We start from the raw sequence: 17046 nt of genomic DNA on the forward strand, positions 1-17046 counted from the left end.
ATACAACAGCATTTACGTACATGAGCGACCAACACAGTGACAAACCTATAATCGGCGTTACAATCGGTGATTATAACGGCATTGGCCCGGAAGTAATCCTTAAAGCATTCGAAGGAAACCAGTTATCTAAATTATGCACACCTGTTATCTATGGATCCTTACGGGTCCTGAACCAGTACCGCAACCTGCTGGATATGAAAGACTGGACTTTGCACGGAATTCAGAAAGCCGAGCAGGCAAACCCCAAGCTGACCAACGTCATTACCTGCTGGCATGATCACCAAACTGAAATCCAGCCGGGAAAAATCACAGCCGAAGCCGGACAAGGTTCATTCGCGTCATTGAAACGGGCTGTCGAAGATTTGAAAGAAGGAAAAATACAGGCCCTCGTAACCGGCCCTATTAACAAGGACAATATTCAGAATGACGACTTTAAATTTCCGGGCCATACGGAATTTCTCGCCGAGGCTTTCGGAAAAGACGAAGCATTGATGTTTATGGTAGCGGGCGATCTGCGTGTAGGAGTCCTCACCGGCCACATTCCCCTTCAGAATGTTCGCGAACAGATCACGGTTGAAAAGCTGACAGCTAAAATCGAACAGATACTGCAATCGCTCAAAGGTGATTTTGGCATCAAAAAGCCTAAGCTGGCCATTCTGGGCCTTAATCCGCACGCCGGAGAAAATGGCCTGCTGGGCAGCGAAGAAATCGAAGTGATCCAGCCCGTCATTAAAACGTTTAAAGAGAAAGGCAACCTGGTAGTAGGACCTTTTCCCGCAGATGGTTTCTTCGCGGCCGGTACATACAGGCAGTATGATGCCGTCCTGGCTATGTACCACGATCAGGGTCTCATTCCGTTCAAAACACTCGCCTTCAACGAGGGTGTGAATTTCACGGCAGGGCTTTCCGCAGTGCGTACCTCGCCCGACCATGGCACGGCTTACAACATAGCAGGAAAAAATATAGCTGAACCGGGATCGCTGCTGCAAGCGCTTTACCTGGCTTGCGATATCTCTCGTTTCCGTGTCTTCAATGCCGATATGGAGAAGAATGCGCTCATTTCGAAGCCCCAACCTTCTGAGAGCCAGCATCCTGCCAAATCTGGCGGAAAACAACGGTTTAATTAATCAGCTTCGGCTCACCGGCTACCGGCGATTGAAGTACTCTCATTTACCAGAAAAATAATCCCCGAGCGGACCAACCGACATTACTATGTTAAAATCTATGACCGGATACGGTGTATCCAACATCGAATCCGATTCAATCAATGTCACTGTGGAAATCAAGACATTGAATTCCAAATTCCTGGACATTTATTGCCGTATCCCGCGCAACTATTCGGAAAGGGAAATTGAAATCCGGAACCTCATCACCCAATCGCTGGAACGCGGCAAGGTTGAATTTACATTGACCGTCCAACCCGTAGGCAAAACGATCGCGTCGACATCGGTCAACCGGCTGCTCGTCAATGCCTACTATCAGGATCTTTCGGATACCGCAGCCGGTCTCGGATTCGTTCCGGAAAGCACCGAACTCCTGCGCATTGCCCTTCAGATGCCCAATGCCTATAACAATGAAACCGTGGACGAGTCGAGCCGGGAAAACGACTGGGCGCAGATCAAAGTCGCCGTCCTGGAAGCATTGCGTAAATGCACGGTGTTCAGGGAGCAGGAAGGCCGTATGACCGCCGAAAAATTTGCCGAATACATTAAAACTATTCAAACCTTGCTGGATCAGGTAGCCGAGCAGGACAAGCTGAGAATACCCGCAGTACGCGAACGTTTGGAAAAACAAGTCCGCGACTTACTTTCCGATGACAATTTCGATCCCAACCGCTTCGAGCAGGAGTTGATCTATTATGTCGAGAAATTTGATATTTCGGAAGAAAAGATACGTCTGGCCAACCACCTTACCTATTTCATCGAAACGTTGAAAGCATCGGAGAGCAATGGTAAAAAACTGAATTTCATCGCCCAGGAAATCGGCCGGGAAATCAATACCATCGGCTCGAAAGCCAACGACGTTTCTATCCAGCATCTCGTGGTCCAGATGAAAGACGAGCTTGAAAAGATCAAGGAGCAAACCATGAACATTATCTGATGCCCGAAGAGAAGCTTCCGCTTTCCTTCTTTTCCGCCTATGACACATGCACCCTCGCACAAAAATTGCTGGGTTGCGAGCTGGTGCATGAAAGTCCTGACGGCACGAGCAGCGGCGTTATCGTGGAAACCGAAGCCTATCTGCGGGACGACCCGGCTTGTCACGCATTCAACAGGCGAACGCCGCGTACAGAGCCGATGTATGGCATTGCCGGCACCGTATACGTGTATCTGATCTATGGCATGTACCAGTGCTTCAATATTGTCGGCAATGCGGAAGGCATCGGAGAGGCGGTGCTGATCCGCGCCCTTCAACCCACGTCCGGCATCGATCTCATGGAAGCGCGCCGGCTCCTCAGACCGGGTCGGAACCAGGTAATTACCTGCAATCCGCAAATCAGCCTGCGGGAGCTTTGCCGCGGTCCCGGCAAACTCGTTCAGGCCATGGGGATTCAAAGATCTCTTCACAACGGTATCTTGCTTGGAGACGGACCGCTCCACCTGCTCGCCCCCGCAAACACTCCCGCCGGGATCGTGGCCAGCCCGCGTATCGGTATTAATGTGGGCCGTGAACTTCCTTACCGATATTATATAAAAGACAATACTTTTGTAAGTAAAGGTTAGATACCGGGGTCTTATTACACAGACCGGGTACGCTCAAACGTCCTCGCACCTAACTGACACGGAATCAAGAATATATGAATAAATTCTACAAATTAATTCTCTTTCTGTTAGTCGGATCGGCGCTCGCCGGAAGTCAGTGCACGTCCACTGGCGGAGACAAAAACGCGAAAGTGGAAGATATTGTCGAGTCGATACCACAGGAGGATTTTGCCGAGGACACTGCGCTGATTTATAAATACCACAAACTTGCATCCAAGTATCTTTTCCAGGACGCAGAGAAATCCATGTTTTACTCCAAACATGTGCTCCGTCTTTCTCAAAAACACCAATGGGGAGAAGGTAAATTACTGGCCTATAATCTGCTCAGCAGCTATTATCTGCTGGACGGCAGTTACGACGTGTTACGGGAGCTTTCCAATGAAACCATGACGCTGTCCAGGCAGCTCAATCTGCCGATGTACACTGGCCATGCCAGGCGATTTCTGGGAGAAAGCTATTCGGAATACCGGCAATGGGATTCCTCCCGCATCAACTACGAACAGGCAGTGCAGATCTTTACCCGTCTCCAAGCGGACAGTTCGCGGGCACTCAGTATTGAAAACCTGGGCAACTGCTACCGCGAAAAAAGCATGTATGACGTAGCCCGCAAACTCTACGATCAATCTTATCAGATTTTTGACAAGATGAACTCGGATTGGGGACGCGCAACAGTACTACAGAGCATGGGCTACATGCACGTGCGCCTGAATAACCATCCCGAGGCGGAGAAATATTTCAAACGCAGCATTGCACTCTTTCGGAAAATAGGTAACCGCTACGGAGAAGTCAACTGCCTCAACGATCTCAGCAATACTTATTACTATCAGAAAAAATTCGACGAATCTATTGAAGCCGGCCTGAAAGCGCTGGAGTATTCCAAAATCTACCATTCCACTCAGCAAACCAACTGGGCACTGGTGACGCTTTCCCGGTCTTATAAAGCCAAAAATATGCTGGATGTTGCCCTGGATTACAGCCAGGAGGTCAACCACACGCGTCGCATGATCCACGACGAAACGATCAAAAGACAGTACACCATGTATCAGCTGATGTACGATAATCAGGTAATGGACTCTGAAATCCAGAAAAAGATTATCGAGGAACAGCGGACCATCCAACGGTTCCTGATAGGCTTTTCATGTCTCTTTATTGCATTCACGGTGTTCCTGTGGTTCAACAACAAAAAACTAAGGAGGAAAAATGCCGAAATTCAGGCTGCAATGATCGAAGGTCAAACGATTGAGCGAAAACGGGTCGCCGCCGAGCTGCACGACCATCTGGGTGGTACTCTGGCATCCCTGAACTGGTATCTGTACGGAATTGACAAAAAAGTACTTTCACCGGAAGAACAAAAAATCTACGATAGCGTGCATCAGATGGTCGGTGCGGCATACCGGGAGGTCCGTAGCCTGTCGCACAATCTCATGCCCGCTGAACTGGAAGAGCATGGCCTCAGCATGGCACTGCACAGGCTGATCAGCAAACTGAATGAAAACAAAAACATTGCATTCACCTTCAACCTGAAGGGAATGGAAAACAGGCTCAACAACAAGATCGAATTTGAACTATATAGCATTGTCCTCGAACTAACCAATAACATTATCAAGCATTCCGGAGCCTCCGAAGCCACAGTCAACCTGACAGAAAACCTCAAAACGATCGTCCTGGTGGTGAGCGACAATGGTAATGGGATGGTCGAGCCAGACCGCCAGGGAGTCGGACTGAAAAACATCAAGGGCCGTGTGGAAAGTCTTCACGGCAAGATCAACATCCACAGCGAAGAAAAAAACGGGATCCGGGTCGAGATCGAAATACCCAAGGTCTTCATCAAATGATTATTCGTTTCGTACAAGACTGTACCCATCATTTGGTCGTTACTTCTTAAGCAATGATTTAAGCACCCTCATGAATATTACTGAAAAAGCAAAGGATTTCGTCACCGAAACGAAGCAAAGCCTGTCCGACGATACCTTCGTAAAACTATCGCTTGGCAACTATAAAGGATCAGATGAAACCCTTAAAAATATCTACGTCAAAAGAGTCCTGATCAAAAAAGAGCCCCGGTTCAGTCTTACCTACCGCCATAAAACACGCGACATTACCAAAAACCAGACGCCAGAGGAATTCAACGAACTGCTGACCGCCTGGATCGGTATCGATTTTCACGTCGCAACGTTGCAGACCACCCGTTCCGACCTTCGCTTTGAAGTTTACGCGAGCGGTAAGGCTACATTAAAGAAAAGCGAGGTGACAGGCCGGGATGCTCCCTCTCTGGATCACGACAAGAATAAGAAACGGCTCATATCATCCCGCAACAATGCCTATCTGCACGATCTCAAGATCACCGATCAGCAGGGGAATGTATATAGCAACGCCCAGGATAAATTTCGGCAGATCAACCATTACATCGAAATCCTGAGCAGCCTGATCAGGGAGATCTCACCCTGCAACGACATCCGGGTCGCCGATATGGGGTCGGGTAAAGGCTACCTCACATTTGCGTTGTATGACTACCTCAAAAACGTCCTGCAACTCAATCCGCAGGTTACAGGTATAGAATTCCGGGAAGACCTGGTAGCGCTTTGCAACCGCATCGCGGCGAATGCGGGCTTCCACGGACTGGATTTCCGCGAGGGCACAATCGGGGCATTCGATAGCACCGGAATTAATATGCTGATCGCCTTGCATGCCTGCGACACCGCTACCGATGATGCGATTTACAAAGGCATCGAGGCCGGATCCGACCTGATCGTCGTCGCCCCCTGCTGCCACAAGCAGGTCCGGCGTGAAATCGAGAAACATCACGTAGAAAACGAGTTAGGTTTTTTGACCCGGCACGGAATTTTTCTGGAACGGCAGGCAGAGATGGCCACCGATGGAATTCGCGCGCTGATCCTCGAATACTTCGGGTACAAAACAAAAGTCTTCGAATTTATCTCCGATGCTCACACGCCCAAAAACGTGATGATCGTAGGAACCAAAGGGCCAGCAAGCGAAAAATCACAGGCAGTCGTACTACGCAAAATCCAGGAAGCCAAAAAGTTTTTTGGTATTGAGTACCATCACCTTGAAAGATTGGCGGGGATTTGAACCGTTAGAATGTCCCTTTTTACGTCGTATGTGCGTATATTTGCAACTTTTTGTGAACTGAATTATCGAATATGTGGAATAAAATAGCGACTTACATTATCCGCTACCGGCTTTTGTGGGTTGCATTAGTGCTAGTATCGACCGTCTTCATGGCCTATGAGGCCAGCAAAATTGAGCTCTCCTACAATTTCGCCCGCATCCTGCCATCCAACGATCCTGTCGAGAAAGAATATCAGGATTTCAGAAAACTTTTCGGCGAGGATGGAAGTGTAATGGTGATCGGCTGGCAGGATCCACAGCTTTTCGAAATCAATAAATTCCGTGACTGGTGCAAGCTGTCCCAAAAAATCAAGGAAACAGAAGGGATCAAAACTGTGCTGTCCCTCGCGAATGTGTATAAAATCGTCCGCAATGATAGTCTCACCCGTTTCGATTTCGCCCCTGTTATCCGCCAGATCCCGGGCACCCAGGCCGAAGCCGACAGCCTGAAAAAAGAAATTGCCAATCTTCCGATTTACGAAGGTCTCGTACTCAACAGCAAAACGAACGCGACCCTCATCGTCATCACCTTCAATGATAAGGAACTGAACTCCAAGCGCCGTCTGACGATCGTTGATGATATCGAAAAGATGGCCGATGAATTTGCCGTCAAATACAATACCGATCTGCATTATTCGGGGATGCCCTATATCAGGACCGTCAACATGAAGAAGATCTCCGGTGAAATGGAGCTCTTCATGGGATTGGCAGTTTTTGTGACGCTGCTTATTCTTTGGGCCTTTTTCCGCTCACTGCGTCTCACGCTTTTATCCATTATTGTGGTGCTGATCGGCGTGGTGTTCTCCGTTGGTATTTTGCATTTATTCAATTACAAGATCACCGCATTAACCGGCCTGATCCCTCCCCTGCTCATTGTGATCGGCGTTCCGAACTGCGTTTTCCTGATCAACAAGTACCAGGCCGAACTCGTCTCGCACAGCAACAAGGATGAAGCACTGCGGGAAATGATACGGCAGATCGGCTTGTCAACGTTCCTCGCCAACATGACCACCGCAATCGGCTTTGGGGTATTCTACTTTACCAACAGTATCCTGTTGGTTGAATTCGGTGTGGTCGCAGCCATCAGCGTCATGGTAACGTATGTACTTTGCCTCGTGCTGCTACCGATCACGCTGCATTATATGAGCACCCCGAAGTCTCGCCATTTGAAACACCTGGATGGAAAATGGGCCGCGGGCTTCCTGAAAACAGTCGATCACCTGGTCCACAACAGGCGGAAGGAAATCTACATCGCTATGGTGGTCCTCATCGTTGTTTCCGCATTTGGGATGACGAAGATCAAAACCATTGGCTACGTGGTGGACGACCTGCCCAAAAAAGATGTGGTGTATACTGATCTCCGCTTTTTCGAGAAAAATTTCAATGGCGTACTACCTTTCGAGGTAATGATCAATACCAAAAAACCCAATGGTGTTTTTGCAGATCAGGCCAGGACCTTGTACAAAATCAAGGCCTTCCAGAACGAAATGGCCAAATTTCCGGAATTCTCGAAACCGGTCTCCATTGTAGAAGCGTCTCGGTTCCTTTACCAAGGATACCGCGGGGGTGATGCCAAATATTACGCATTGCCAGGCGTGCTCGAACTGAATAAAATGACGCAGTACGTACAAAGCCAGCAGGGCGCGGCAAAACAATTGACAGCCTTTCTGAACGAAGACAAGAGCGTTACCCGCCTGAGCTTTCAGATGGCAGATGTGGGCTCTGAACGAATCAAAGAGCTCATGAATCAGATCCGCCCCAAAGTGGATTCGATTTTCAGTCCGGCACAATATAAGGTAAGCCTTACCGGACACAGTCTGGTTTTCCTCAAAAGCAACGACTATCTGTTGAGTAACCTTTACGAGAGCCTGCTGATCGCCATTGTCCTCATCGCTATTGTCGGCATGGTGTTATTCCGTTCGGTCCCCATTATTCTCCTGTCGAAACTTCCCTGCCTGATCCCGTTGGCCTTAACGGCCGGCATCATGGGGTATTTTGATATTTATTTCAAACCAACGACCATCCTTATTTTCAGCATCACCTTCGGGATCGCCTCGGATGGCACCGTCTACTTTCTGACGCGTTACCGGGAAGAGCTCCATAAGAACGGCCTGACTCCTTCCAAAGCTGTGACACGTTCGATTTTTGGCACCGGCCTGAGCATGATATACACAGCGGTGATCCTTTTCTGCGGGTTTTCGATTTTCGCCGCTTCCAGTTTCGGAGGTACCGCTGCTATGGGTGTGATGGTTTCCATTACGCTGCTCGTGGCGATGTGTACCAACCTGATCCTGCTTCCCGCATTATTGTTGTCTATTGCTAAAAGGCAGGGGAAAAATGTAAAGCCGAGCTAGTATATTAGCCGCTATTACATAAACTCCTGTCACTGTATGAAAAAATTCTTTACCGCTCTATCCCTGTCTCTGGCAGGGATAGTCGTTCCTGGCCAGGCCCAAACCGGTTATCAGGCCGATTCCATCTTCATCCGCAAAATCTTCGACACTTCTCTCAGTGAAGGCAAGTCCTACGAATGGCTCAGACATTTGACCCAGCAGGTAGGTGCACGCCTGAGCGGCTCGACCGGTGCTGCAAAAGCCGTTGAGTACACCAGATCCGTGATGGAAGGTGAACATTTCGACAACGTTTTTCTGCAAAACGTCATGGTCCCACACTGGGTAAGAGGGCCGAAAGAAAAGGCACAGATCATTAATGGCAAACAAAAGACCACAGTGCCTATCGCTGCTTTGGGAGGCTCCGTTGCAACACCGAAAGGTGGTATCAAAGCGAAGGTCATAGAAGTTAAAAGCTTTCAGCAGCTCCGTGAACTGGGTACTGAAAAGGTAAAAGGCAAAATCGTCTTTTTCAACCGGCCCATGGATCCCACCAAGCTGAATACGTTTGAAGCGTACGCCGGGGCCGTGGAGCAGCGGGGTGCCGGTGCAAGCGAAGCGGCCAAACTGGGGGCAATCGGGTCTTTAACCCGATCGATGACCACTCGCCTGGACGATATACCGCATACCGGCAGCATGCGTTATGCCAGCGGTGCACCAATGATCCCGGCAGCTGCCATTACAACCAATGGGGCAGAATTACTCAGCAAGACGTTAAAAGAAAATCCAGATACCGAATTTTATTTCGAGCAAAACTGTGAAACACTCCCGGATGCACCATCCCATAACGTGATTGGTGAACTGAAAGGGAAAGATAGTCCGGGTGTGTACATTACCGTGGGTGGGCACCTCGACTCCTGGGATTTCGCGCAGGGCGCGCATGACGACGGCTCGGGCTGCGTCCAGTCTATTGAAGCCCTCCGGATATTAAAAGCATTGGGTTACAAGCCCAACAATACCCTGCGGGCCGTCATGTTCATGAATGAAGAAAACGGCCTGAAAGGTGGCCTGGCGTATGCCGACTCCGCGAAAGCAAAAAAGGAAAAACACCTGGCTGCCATTGAATCGGATCGCGGAGGCTTCACACCGCTAGGCTTCGGAATTGTGGGAACGCCTGCACAGAAAGCCAAAATCATGCAATGGACCAAATTGTTCGCTCCCTACGGCATCCACGAGCTTGGACCCGGTGGCGGCGGTGCTGATATCGGGCCATTGGCGCAGCAGGGAACAGTATTACTCGGCCTGATACCCGATTCGCAACGGTATTTCGACTACCATCACGCCGTCAACGACACATTCGACGCCGTCAGCAAGCGCGAGCTCGAACTGGGTGCAGCCGCCATGGCTTCGATGTTATACCTGATAGACAAATACGGCTTATAATTCCGGACTTAAACCCGGCTACGATAAGATACCCTAGGCAATTTTGTGCCTAGGGTATCTTATCGAACGACCGGTCCATCCAATCCTCCGGGATGTCATCCAGCGCCTGTTTCAGCTTTTCCGCCCATATCGCTGATATTTCCTGCATGTCCTTCTGCTCGTAACGATGCTCAATCATCGCGAAACTGTCTTTTTTATACAGTACAACGTCGATCGGGAAATCCACGTCGTTGTTGCTAACCCGTGTTGAATCGAATGACAGGAACCCGGCCTTCAATGCCTGTTTCATGCTTGAATCCTCATTCAGGACACGGTTCAGAATGGCTTTGCCCTGTCCCGAATTACCGATAATGACGTAAGGAGAACCTTCATCCAGCTCCACCCAGTTGCCTTCCGAATACAACAGGAACAATTTATGGTCTTCATCGTCCTTCAACTGTCCTCCTACGATGGAGTTCAGATTGAATTTGAATCCGGACCTTTCCAGGCTGGCCTTGTCCTCGTCGGCCACACGCTTGATCTGCTCGCCAAATGCATTGACAGCCTTGTAAAGTTTGTTGTAAACCACACCGTCATTGATCAGCTCTTCAAAATAGTGCACTGCCTTATCACGCACCGAACGCAGACCGCTCGTCATGATAAACATCGAGTAATGGTCCTTTTGCTTGATGTAAACCTTTTTCTTCGTCGTCGTATTGGTGCCGGCGGTAATGCGGGTATCGGACAGCGCAACCAGTCCTTCTTTTACTTTTATTCCTAAACAATAAGTCATTTTACTACACATTTAATCTTCCCGGGCGGGCCCAATTACGATCATACCCGTTCCTGATACACTGAAATCAGCTTCAAAAATACCAAATCATAACCTTAACATCACAGAAAATCCCTTTTTGATGTTTATTTATGAAATTGCCGAACGGCTTTTATTTCAAAACCAACAGCCTGCCGCCGCCATGATCCACACCATTCATCTCTTTCCCGAACTCGACGATAAACTCATTGAGCTACTAAAATCACTGCAACCCGAAGATTGGAACAAACCTACCGTTGCCCGTATGTGGGCCGTCAGGGATGTTGCCGCCCATTTACTGGACGGCAATGTGCGCGTTATTTCCGGACGCGACGGTCATTACACCGCGCCTGACCTGGAGATCAACGGCTACGACGATCTCGTGGCCTATCTCAACCAGTTCAATGCCGATTGGGTGAAGGCCGCTCAGCGAATCAGTCCGCAGTTGCTCACCGAGCTGCTCGAATCCACCGGGAAGCAATATTCCCAAATTATGGCAGCACAGGATTTAGACGCCAACGCCCCGTATCCGGTGTCCTGGGCCGGTGAAACGATTTCAAAAAACTGGTTTCACATTGCCCGTGAATACACGGAGAAATGGCATCACCAGCAGCAGATCCGCGATGCCGTGGGCAAGCCTGGAATTATGACCAGGCGCCTTTTTCAGCCGCTGATGGACACCTTTTTAAGAGGGCTCCCGCACACATACCGCAATACGCCGGCGCAGGAGGGTACAGCTATCGCCATTCAGGTCGGGCTGGAAGAGCCGATCACTGCTTACAACGTACGCAGGAACGGTCAATGGGTTGTTGAAGAGGCATTAGAGGACCTCGCCGATGCGACGATCACGATCCCCGCGGACACTGCCTGGAAACTATTCACAAAAGCAATGAGTCCGGCGGATGCCGCCGGTGCTGTCACGATCACGGGAGATGAGGCACTTGCCAGCACTACATTAAACCTCATTGCAGTCATGGCCTGATCTTCGGATCGCAAAGGAATTCCTTACCACTTGGCCAAAACCAAATCTCAATCAAATCGATCCAAAACCGGTCGAAAAAGGTATATAGGACATGAAACTGTACCCATTGATCATGATCCTGTCATTCGCAGCCTGTGCTGGGTCATCGGAACCCGAAGCGGGAAGAAGCGACCCGGCTCCGGAAGAAACAGGCACCCTCACCTACCTGGCATTGGGCGACTCCTACACCATCGGGCAGAGCGTCTCCACCGATGAGTGCTGGCCGGTTCTGCTTTCGGGCGAACTGAAAAAAGTGGGCAAAGCCGTCAGGGCACCGGATATTATCGCCGCCACCGGTTGGACGACGCGAAATCTGCTCGATGCATTGGAACAACGTCACCCGTTCGGACAGTACGACCTTGTATCACTGCTCATTGGCGTCAACAACCAATACCAGGGACGTAACATCGAAGAATACCGCGCCGAGCTTCGCGACCTGCTCGACCATTGCATTATATACGCAGGCCGAGAAACCGGACGCGTTTTTGTACTATCTATTCCGGATTGGGGCGTTACACCTTATGGCGCCGGCAACCGCGAACAGATCACCAAAGAAATCAACCGTTTCAACACCGTGGCCGAAGAGGAATGCGCCAAAAAGAAAATACGGTTTCTCGACATTACGTCCATATCCCGCGAGGCGCTCAATGACCCGTCCATGATTGCCGCCGACCAGCTTCACTTCTCCGGCAAAATGTACCAGCGGTGGGTAACTGCCATCCTGCCTCAGGTGAAATCACTTTTAAAATAAACTAAAAACCCCTGCTATTTGGCTAGCGGGGGTTTATGCACTATTATTCCAAAATTCTAATAACCTTATTAAGCTTCTTCCAGCGCTTTCAGTCGAATTACAAGTCCGTCCATACTGTCCGATGGCCTTAGCTGGCAGGAAAGCCTGCTGTTTTGATCAGAGTTGGGAAGCGTGTCCAATGTATCCAGCTCGTTGTCATTAGACTCTGGAAGCTTATCCATCCCTTCCAGCACCTCGATATGGCAGGTGGCACACAAAGCCATTCCGCCGCAGGTGGCCTGAATGTCGTATTCGTAGGCTTTGAGCAATTCCATGAGACTGAAACCCATATCCGTAGGGATTTCCAGGCTCTGCCGTTCTCCTGAATCGTTCTCTATGAAAATATTGATCATGGCTAAAATGGATTAACACCGTTAACAGTGGTGTATTTAAAACTTAGTTTCTGATCCGGGTGGACATACTTGAATGCGCTCTGCATCATGATGGCCGCCTCGTGAAAACCGCACAGGATGAGTTTTAGCTTGCCCGGATAGGTATTGATATCACCGATCGCGTAAATGCGGGCGATATTGGTGGAATAATCCAGTGTGTCTACCACGAGTGCCGATTTTTCGACGCCCAGGTTCCAATCGGCAATGGGGCCGAGTTTGGGACTGAGGCCAAAGAGAGGGATGAAATGATCCGCCGGAACGCTTGTCACAGATTTGTCGTTGCCCAGCACGGACACTTCTTTCAACACGCCGTTTCCATTCAGGCTATTGACCTGTGCCTGTAAAATGAGGTCGATTTTTCCTTTTCCAGCGAGTTCGAAAACTTTTTCGGCAGAATCCGGCGCCCCCCTGAACGTGTCGCCCCTGTGCACGAGGGTAACCCGGGAAGCAATGTCGGCAAGGAAAATCGTCCAATCCAACGCCGAGTCACCGCCTCCGGCCAGCACCACGTTCCGGTCCCGGAACTGCTCCGGCCTTTTCACCATATAATGCACCCCCTTGCCCTCGAAGTACTCCAATCGCTCTACGGCCGGTTTACGCGGTTCGAAGCTCCCAAGCCCCGCGGCAATCACCACCACCTGGCAATGCACAGCGGTACCTTCATTGGTCCGCACGATGTAACTGCCGTCGTCCTGTTTTTCGAGTCCCTCTACCCTTTCTCCCAGTGTAAAACCCGGTCTGAACTCTTCGATCTGGATCATCAGATTTTTCACCAGGTCTTCGGCGATGATGCCCGGCGCACCAGGAATATCATAAATGGGTTTTTGGGGATAGATTTCAGCAAGCTGCCCGCCCACTACCGGCAGTGCGTCGATCAGATGGCAGCGCATTTTAAGTAGTCCGGCTTCGAAAACAGCGAAGAGCCCCACCGGTCCTGCTCCTATAATACAGATGTCTGTGTGAATCATGATGAATGTGAATGAGAATTTTGGAAAACTTTCGTGATCCAAAAGTAGCGGTCATCCACACCGGAAGCCAATCACAATTGGTTATCCATTATAACCAAAAGTTATGGAATCAGCTATCCGTGATCATAAATTGCAGCATATCCGGTAGGATTTCAATATCAACCTCCAAAGGTTTCTCCACTTTCAGCCTTTCGTCATCGGCATGGATATCCTTTCCGTCCCACATAATCTTTACCTTTTTGGCGCGGATGGTTGTAAAACTGAATTCACTGTCCTCCTTCCCATTGATCCTTCCGAGCAGGAAGGACTCGAACTTCTTCCGGTTCGCTTCCGAAACCATAACCACATCCAGCATGCCGTCGCCCGGATCGGCATCGGCAGCCAGCACCAGATTGGGGCCCAGGGACCGGATGTTCATAACCTCCACCATGATATAATTGCCCGAATGCTCCACGCCATCGGCGATGATGGTGCAGGGCCTGGCTTCGTAGTTCTGCACTATGTCGTACAAGACCACCCTGGCCGCCTTCAGTTTTTCCTCCACACTATCACCGATCTCACCTTCGATCTTGTCCATTACTTTCATCAGTTTCGGAAAAATTCCGTAACCGAATGCCTCGAGAAAGAACAAATCATCCCCCAGTCCATGGATCTTACCAATATCAAACGATTTCAAATGGTAATGATGCCAATGTGGGACAATGTCTTTGGCGTGTCCTTCGATCTGTAAGGCAGTCGCGATATTATTGGCGGTACCATGTGGCAGCAATGCGAGCGGATATTGCTTGTCCAGCAGTTTTCGCTTCATCAATGCCTTGGCGGTACGCCGTACAGTGCCGTCACCGCCCGCGACGATCAGAAAATCCGTATCATTTTCGAACGTATCCCAGCCCTCTTCCTTGACGGAAGCATAGGAGCATTCAAAACCTTCTTTCTTAATCAGTTTGACCAGTTCTTTTTTGGAAAAGTCATTATCCCCCGCGCTGGGGTTGTGTAGCAGGATGGTTCGTTTCATATCAGGTTATAAGGCATACCTCCCTCCCATAAAAAACATACCAGGCATAATTTTATTAATATTCACCGAAAACGCTATACGTTATGAAGATATTGGTAACCAACGACGACGGCATATATAGTCCTGGCTTAGCGGCACTGGCCAGGATCGCCTCGCGTTTCGGGGAAGTTAAAATCGTGGCGCCGGACGTGGAACAATCCTCTATGGGTCATGCCATTACCGCCTCCCGGCCGCTTTCCTATAAAAAATCCCCGATTGAATTTCCGGGGATCGACGCCTACCGGGTCAACGGCACGCCGGCCGACTGCGTGGCACTGGGCCAGCATCTGTGGGACAAACCGGATGTGGTGCTTTCCGGGATCAACTTGGGGCCGAACCTGGGGAATGCCATGTGGCATTCGGGAACACTCGCAGCGGCCAAGCAAGCGGTGCTCTTCGGGATCAAAGGGATTGCATTAAGCACGCCGACGGACATCGAGCCCGATTTCGACGCACTCGACCCGTTCGTCGAAAGAGCGCTGGACCTGCTCTTTAAAAATCCGCACCTGAACCTTGTCAACGTCAATTTTCCGCACGATCCCAAAGGCGTCCGGTGGACCCGGCAATCGGTGAGGCTGTACGACAACAACATCGTCCCTGCACTGGATCCCATGGGCCGCAAGCACTACTGGTTCACCGTGGTTCCGCTCGAACCGGCGGAGGAAGGCACCGACCGCTGGGCGATCGAAAATCATTTTGTTTCGATCACGCCGCTGCGGTTGGATCTCACCAATGAAGCAGAACTCATAAAAGCCCAGCTGGCCTACCCGATCACCTGACAGGCAGAAGGCCCGATAGCTTCCGTCAGGGGAAGCCATCGGGCCGGTAAATCATTTACGCACATTCCTGATTTAGTGCAGAATCTCGTATCCGACAGGTACGGGATTCTGTTTTTATAAAAGTCTTGCATTTGAATTAAGGGGTAGAACCGCTAAAATGCAGTCTTCTTCCCAAACAACCATTTTATTAATCAATCCTGAATCCGAAGAATCAGTTTTTTCCCCACCATGAAACAAACCAATATTGGAAATTATCGCTGGGTTATTTGTGCCTTACTCTTCTTTGCAACCACTATCAACTACATCGACAGGCAGATTCTTGGATTACTCAAACCCACCCTCGAAACGGAGTTCAACTGGACAGAAAGCGACTATGCCAACATCGTAATGGTTTTCGCGGGCTGCTACGCCGCGGGATACATCGTTTTTGGCAATATCATCGATAAAATCGGCTCCAAAATGGGGTATGCGGTTTCCATTATCATATGGAGCGTCGCCGCCATTGCCCACGCATTCGTCAAAAGCACTTTTGGATTCGGTGCCGTTCGCGCGGTGCTGGGGCTCGGCGAAGCAGGTAACTTTCCAGCAGCGGTAAAAGCCACCGCTGAATGGTTTCCCAAACGCGAAAGGGCACTGGCAACAGGGATTTTCAACTCCGGTACGAGTATTGGTGCTGTGGCTGCACCCATTCTTGTCCCCTGGCTGCTGGGCTCCTACGGCTGGCAAGGTGCTTTCCTCATTACCGGCGCGCTCGGATTTATCTGGTTGTTTTTCTGGTGGTTTATGTACGAAATCCCGTCACGCCATAAGAAATTGAGTGCCGAAGAAAATGCATTTATCCACAGTGACAACGAAGCCGGGGACGGTGAAAATCAAAAGCCTATTCACTGGACCAAACTGGTCAGTCTCCCGCAAACGTGGGTATTTATTGTAGGTAAATTCCTGACAGACCCTGTTTGGTGGTTTTTCCTTTTCTGGCTGCCTTCGTACTTTGCCACCACTTTTGCACTCGATTTGAAAAAACCAAGCCTGCATTTAGCGATCGTTTATACGGCAACTACTTTCGGGAGCATTGGCGGCGGCTATTTGTCCTCCTACCTCATCAAAAAAGGATGGGCGCCATTACGGGCACGCAAAACCACATTGCTGGTCGTGGCATTTGCCGTCATGCCGATCATCCTCGCGCAGTTTGCAACCGATATTTGGACCGTCGTCGGCATTATCGCCATTGCTACTGCCGCCCACCAGGCATGGAGCGCCAATATTTTCACGATCGTGTCCGACATTTTCCCGAAACGTGCGGTGAGCTCGGTAGTAGGGATCGGCGGCATGGCAGGCTCACTTGGATCTACGTTTTTCCCGCTGCTGGTTGGCGCATTACTCGACTACTATAAGGTGCTGGGCAATATCGGCACCGGGTATAACATCCTGTTCGTGATCTGCGGACTGGCCTATATCATCGCCTGGCTGATCATCCACTTCCTGACCAAAAACATGAAACCGGTCGAAGAATCGTTATGATAGAGGCCCAACGCATCGCAGCAGCGCCATGTCCATTATGCAACCAATTTTGCTGAGAATACCATTC

The 17046-nt window shown here is 50.0% G+C and carries 15 protein-coding genes; 11 read left to right on the forward strand and 4 right to left on the reverse strand.

The genetic code is table 11. From position 1 onward, the window contains the following. Nucleotides 1–20 precede the first annotated feature (20 nt). From pdxA to BP71_RS19180, 7 genes are all read left to right on the forward strand, one after another. Entirely contained in the window at nt 21–1127 is a 1107-nt protein-coding gene (gene pdxA, locus BP71_RS19150; RefSeq protein ID WP_496382115.1) for a 4-hydroxythreonine-4-phosphate dehydrogenase PdxA, read from the forward strand. Between the two features lie 85 nt (nt 1128–1212). Further along, nucleotides 1213–2100 (forward strand): YicC/YloC family endoribonuclease, encoded by an 888-nt coding sequence (locus tag BP71_RS19155; protein ID WP_496382117.1) that lies wholly within the window; start codon nt 1213–1215, stop codon nt 2098–2100. Beyond that, the gene (locus BP71_RS19160) at nt 2100–2723 is read left to right on the forward strand and encodes a DNA-3-methyladenine glycosylase (protein ID WP_496382119.1); all 624 of its coding nucleotides are present in this window, start codon (nt 2100–2102) and stop codon (nt 2721–2723) included. The genes BP71_RS19155 and BP71_RS19160 overlap by 1 nt, the downstream gene beginning before the upstream one ends. 74 nt (nt 2724–2797) lie before the next feature. Next, the gene (locus BP71_RS19165; protein WP_496382121.1) at nt 2798–4597 is read left to right on the forward strand and encodes a tetratricopeptide repeat-containing sensor histidine kinase; all 1800 of its coding nucleotides are present in this window, start codon (nt 2798–2800) and stop codon (nt 4595–4597) included. Nucleotides 4598–4667: 70 nt separating this feature from the next. After that, entirely contained in the window at nt 4668–5852 is a 1185-nt protein-coding gene (locus BP71_RS19170) for a methyltransferase (RefSeq protein ID WP_496382123.1), read from the forward strand. A gap of 71 nt (nt 5853–5923) precedes the next feature. Next, nucleotides 5924–8245: an efflux RND transporter permease subunit gene (locus BP71_RS19175; protein WP_496382125.1), complete on the forward strand. Its 2322-nt coding sequence runs from the start codon at nt 5924–5926 to the stop codon at nt 8243–8245. A 36-nt stretch (nt 8246–8281) separates the two neighbouring features. Then, the gene (locus BP71_RS19180; RefSeq protein ID WP_496382127.1) at nt 8282–9664 is read left to right on the forward strand and encodes a M28 family peptidase; all 1383 of its coding nucleotides are present in this window, start codon (nt 8282–8284) and stop codon (nt 9662–9664) included. Between the two features lie 49 nt (nt 9665–9713). Here BP71_RS19180 and BP71_RS19185 read toward each other — a convergent pair whose 3' ends face one another. Then, on the reverse strand, nt 9714–10436 hold the full coding sequence (locus tag BP71_RS19185) for a proteasome-type protease (protein ID WP_496382129.1): 723 nt from the start codon (nt 10434–10436) through the stop codon (nt 9714–9716). 121 nt (nt 10437–10557) lie between these two features. On the opposite strand from BP71_RS19185, the gene BP71_RS19190 reads away from it, so the two are divergent. Further along, complete coding sequence (locus BP71_RS19190; RefSeq protein WP_496382131.1) at nt 10558–11436, forward strand: maleylpyruvate isomerase family mycothiol-dependent enzyme; 879 nt, start codon at nt 10558–10560, stop codon at nt 11434–11436. Nucleotides 11437–11527: 91 nt separating this feature from the next. Continuing rightward, nucleotides 11528–12226, forward strand: a complete 699-nt coding sequence (locus tag BP71_RS19195; protein ID WP_496382133.1) for an SGNH/GDSL hydrolase family protein — start codon at nt 11528–11530, stop codon at nt 12224–12226. A gap of 68 nt (nt 12227–12294) precedes the next feature. Here the strand turns inward: BP71_RS19195 and BP71_RS19200 are convergent, their stop codons facing one another. The 3 genes from BP71_RS19200 to BP71_RS19210 form a co-directional block, all read right to left on the reverse strand. Further along, complete coding sequence (locus tag BP71_RS19200) at nt 12295–12618, reverse strand: 2Fe-2S iron-sulfur cluster-binding protein (RefSeq protein WP_496382135.1); 324 nt, start codon at nt 12616–12618, stop codon at nt 12295–12297. 2 nt (nt 12619–12620) lie between these two features. Further along, nucleotides 12621–13625 carry an NAD(P)/FAD-dependent oxidoreductase gene (locus BP71_RS19205; protein WP_496382137.1) on the reverse strand — a complete coding sequence of 335 codons (1005 nt, stop codon included), beginning with the start codon at nt 13623–13625 and terminating at the stop codon, nt 12621–12623. A 109-nt stretch (nt 13626–13734) separates the two neighbouring features. Next, nucleotides 13735–14640: a diacylglycerol/lipid kinase family protein gene (locus BP71_RS19210; RefSeq protein ID WP_496382139.1), complete on the reverse strand. Its 906-nt coding sequence runs from the start codon at nt 14638–14640 to the stop codon at nt 13735–13737. Nucleotides 14641–14723: 83 nt separating this feature from the next. Here BP71_RS19210 and surE point away from each other — a divergent pair, with 83 nt between their 5' ends. Next, entirely contained in the window at nt 14724–15458 is a 735-nt protein-coding gene (gene surE, locus BP71_RS19215) for a 5'/3'-nucleotidase SurE (protein WP_496382141.1), read from the forward strand. A 228-nt stretch (nt 15459–15686) separates the two neighbouring features. Continuing rightward, nucleotides 15687–16979: an MFS transporter gene (locus tag BP71_RS19220; RefSeq protein WP_496382143.1), complete on the forward strand. Its 1293-nt coding sequence runs from the start codon at nt 15687–15689 to the stop codon at nt 16977–16979. The last annotated feature ends 67 nt before the right edge of the window (nt 16980–17046 follow it).

Source organism: Dyadobacter ginsengisoli DSM 21015, assembly GCF_059568735.1.

Excerpts from the sequence above, each read along its gene's own strand:
- BP71_RS19155 (WP_496382117.1), top strand. The coding sequence starts at position 1,213 with ATGTTAAAATCTATGACCGGATACGGTGTATCCAACATCGAATCCGAT.
- BP71_RS19210 (WP_496382139.1), bottom strand. The coding sequence starts at position 14,640 with ATGAAACGAACCATCCTGCTACACAACCCCAGCGCGGGGGATAATGAC.
- BP71_RS19200 (WP_496382135.1), bottom strand. The coding sequence starts at position 12,618 with ATGATCAATATTTTCATAGAGAACGATTCAGGAGAACGGCAGAGCCTG.
- BP71_RS19190 (WP_496382131.1), top strand. The coding sequence starts at position 10,558 with ATGTTTATTTATGAAATTGCCGAACGGCTTTTATTTCAAAACCAACAG.
- pdxA (WP_496382115.1), top strand. The coding sequence starts at position 21 with ATGAGCGACCAACACAGTGACAAACCTATAATCGGCGTTACAATCGGT.
- BP71_RS19220 (WP_496382143.1), top strand. The coding sequence starts at position 15,687 with ATGAAACAAACCAATATTGGAAATTATCGCTGGGTTATTTGTGCCTTA.
- BP71_RS19205 (WP_496382137.1), bottom strand. The coding sequence starts at position 13,625 with ATGATTCACACAGACATCTGTATTATAGGAGCAGGACCGGTGGGGCTC.
- BP71_RS19195 (WP_496382133.1), top strand. The coding sequence starts at position 11,528 with ATGAAACTGTACCCATTGATCATGATCCTGTCATTCGCAGCCTGTGCT.
- BP71_RS19165 (WP_496382121.1), top strand. The coding sequence starts at position 2,798 with ATGAATAAATTCTACAAATTAATTCTCTTTCTGTTAGTCGGATCGGCG.
- surE (WP_496382141.1), top strand. The coding sequence starts at position 14,724 with ATGAAGATATTGGTAACCAACGACGACGGCATATATAGTCCTGGCTTA.
- BP71_RS19175 (WP_496382125.1), top strand. The coding sequence starts at position 5,924 with ATGTGGAATAAAATAGCGACTTACATTATCCGCTACCGGCTTTTGTGG.
- BP71_RS19185 (WP_496382129.1), bottom strand. The coding sequence starts at position 10,436 with ATGACTTATTGTTTAGGAATAAAAGTAAAAGAAGGACTGGTTGCGCTG.
- BP71_RS19170 (WP_496382123.1), top strand. The coding sequence starts at position 4,668 with ATGAATATTACTGAAAAAGCAAAGGATTTCGTCACCGAAACGAAGCAA.
- BP71_RS19160 (WP_496382119.1), top strand. The coding sequence starts at position 2,100 with ATGCCCGAAGAGAAGCTTCCGCTTTCCTTCTTTTCCGCCTATGACACA.
- BP71_RS19180 (WP_496382127.1), top strand. The coding sequence starts at position 8,282 with ATGAAAAAATTCTTTACCGCTCTATCCCTGTCTCTGGCAGGGATAGTC.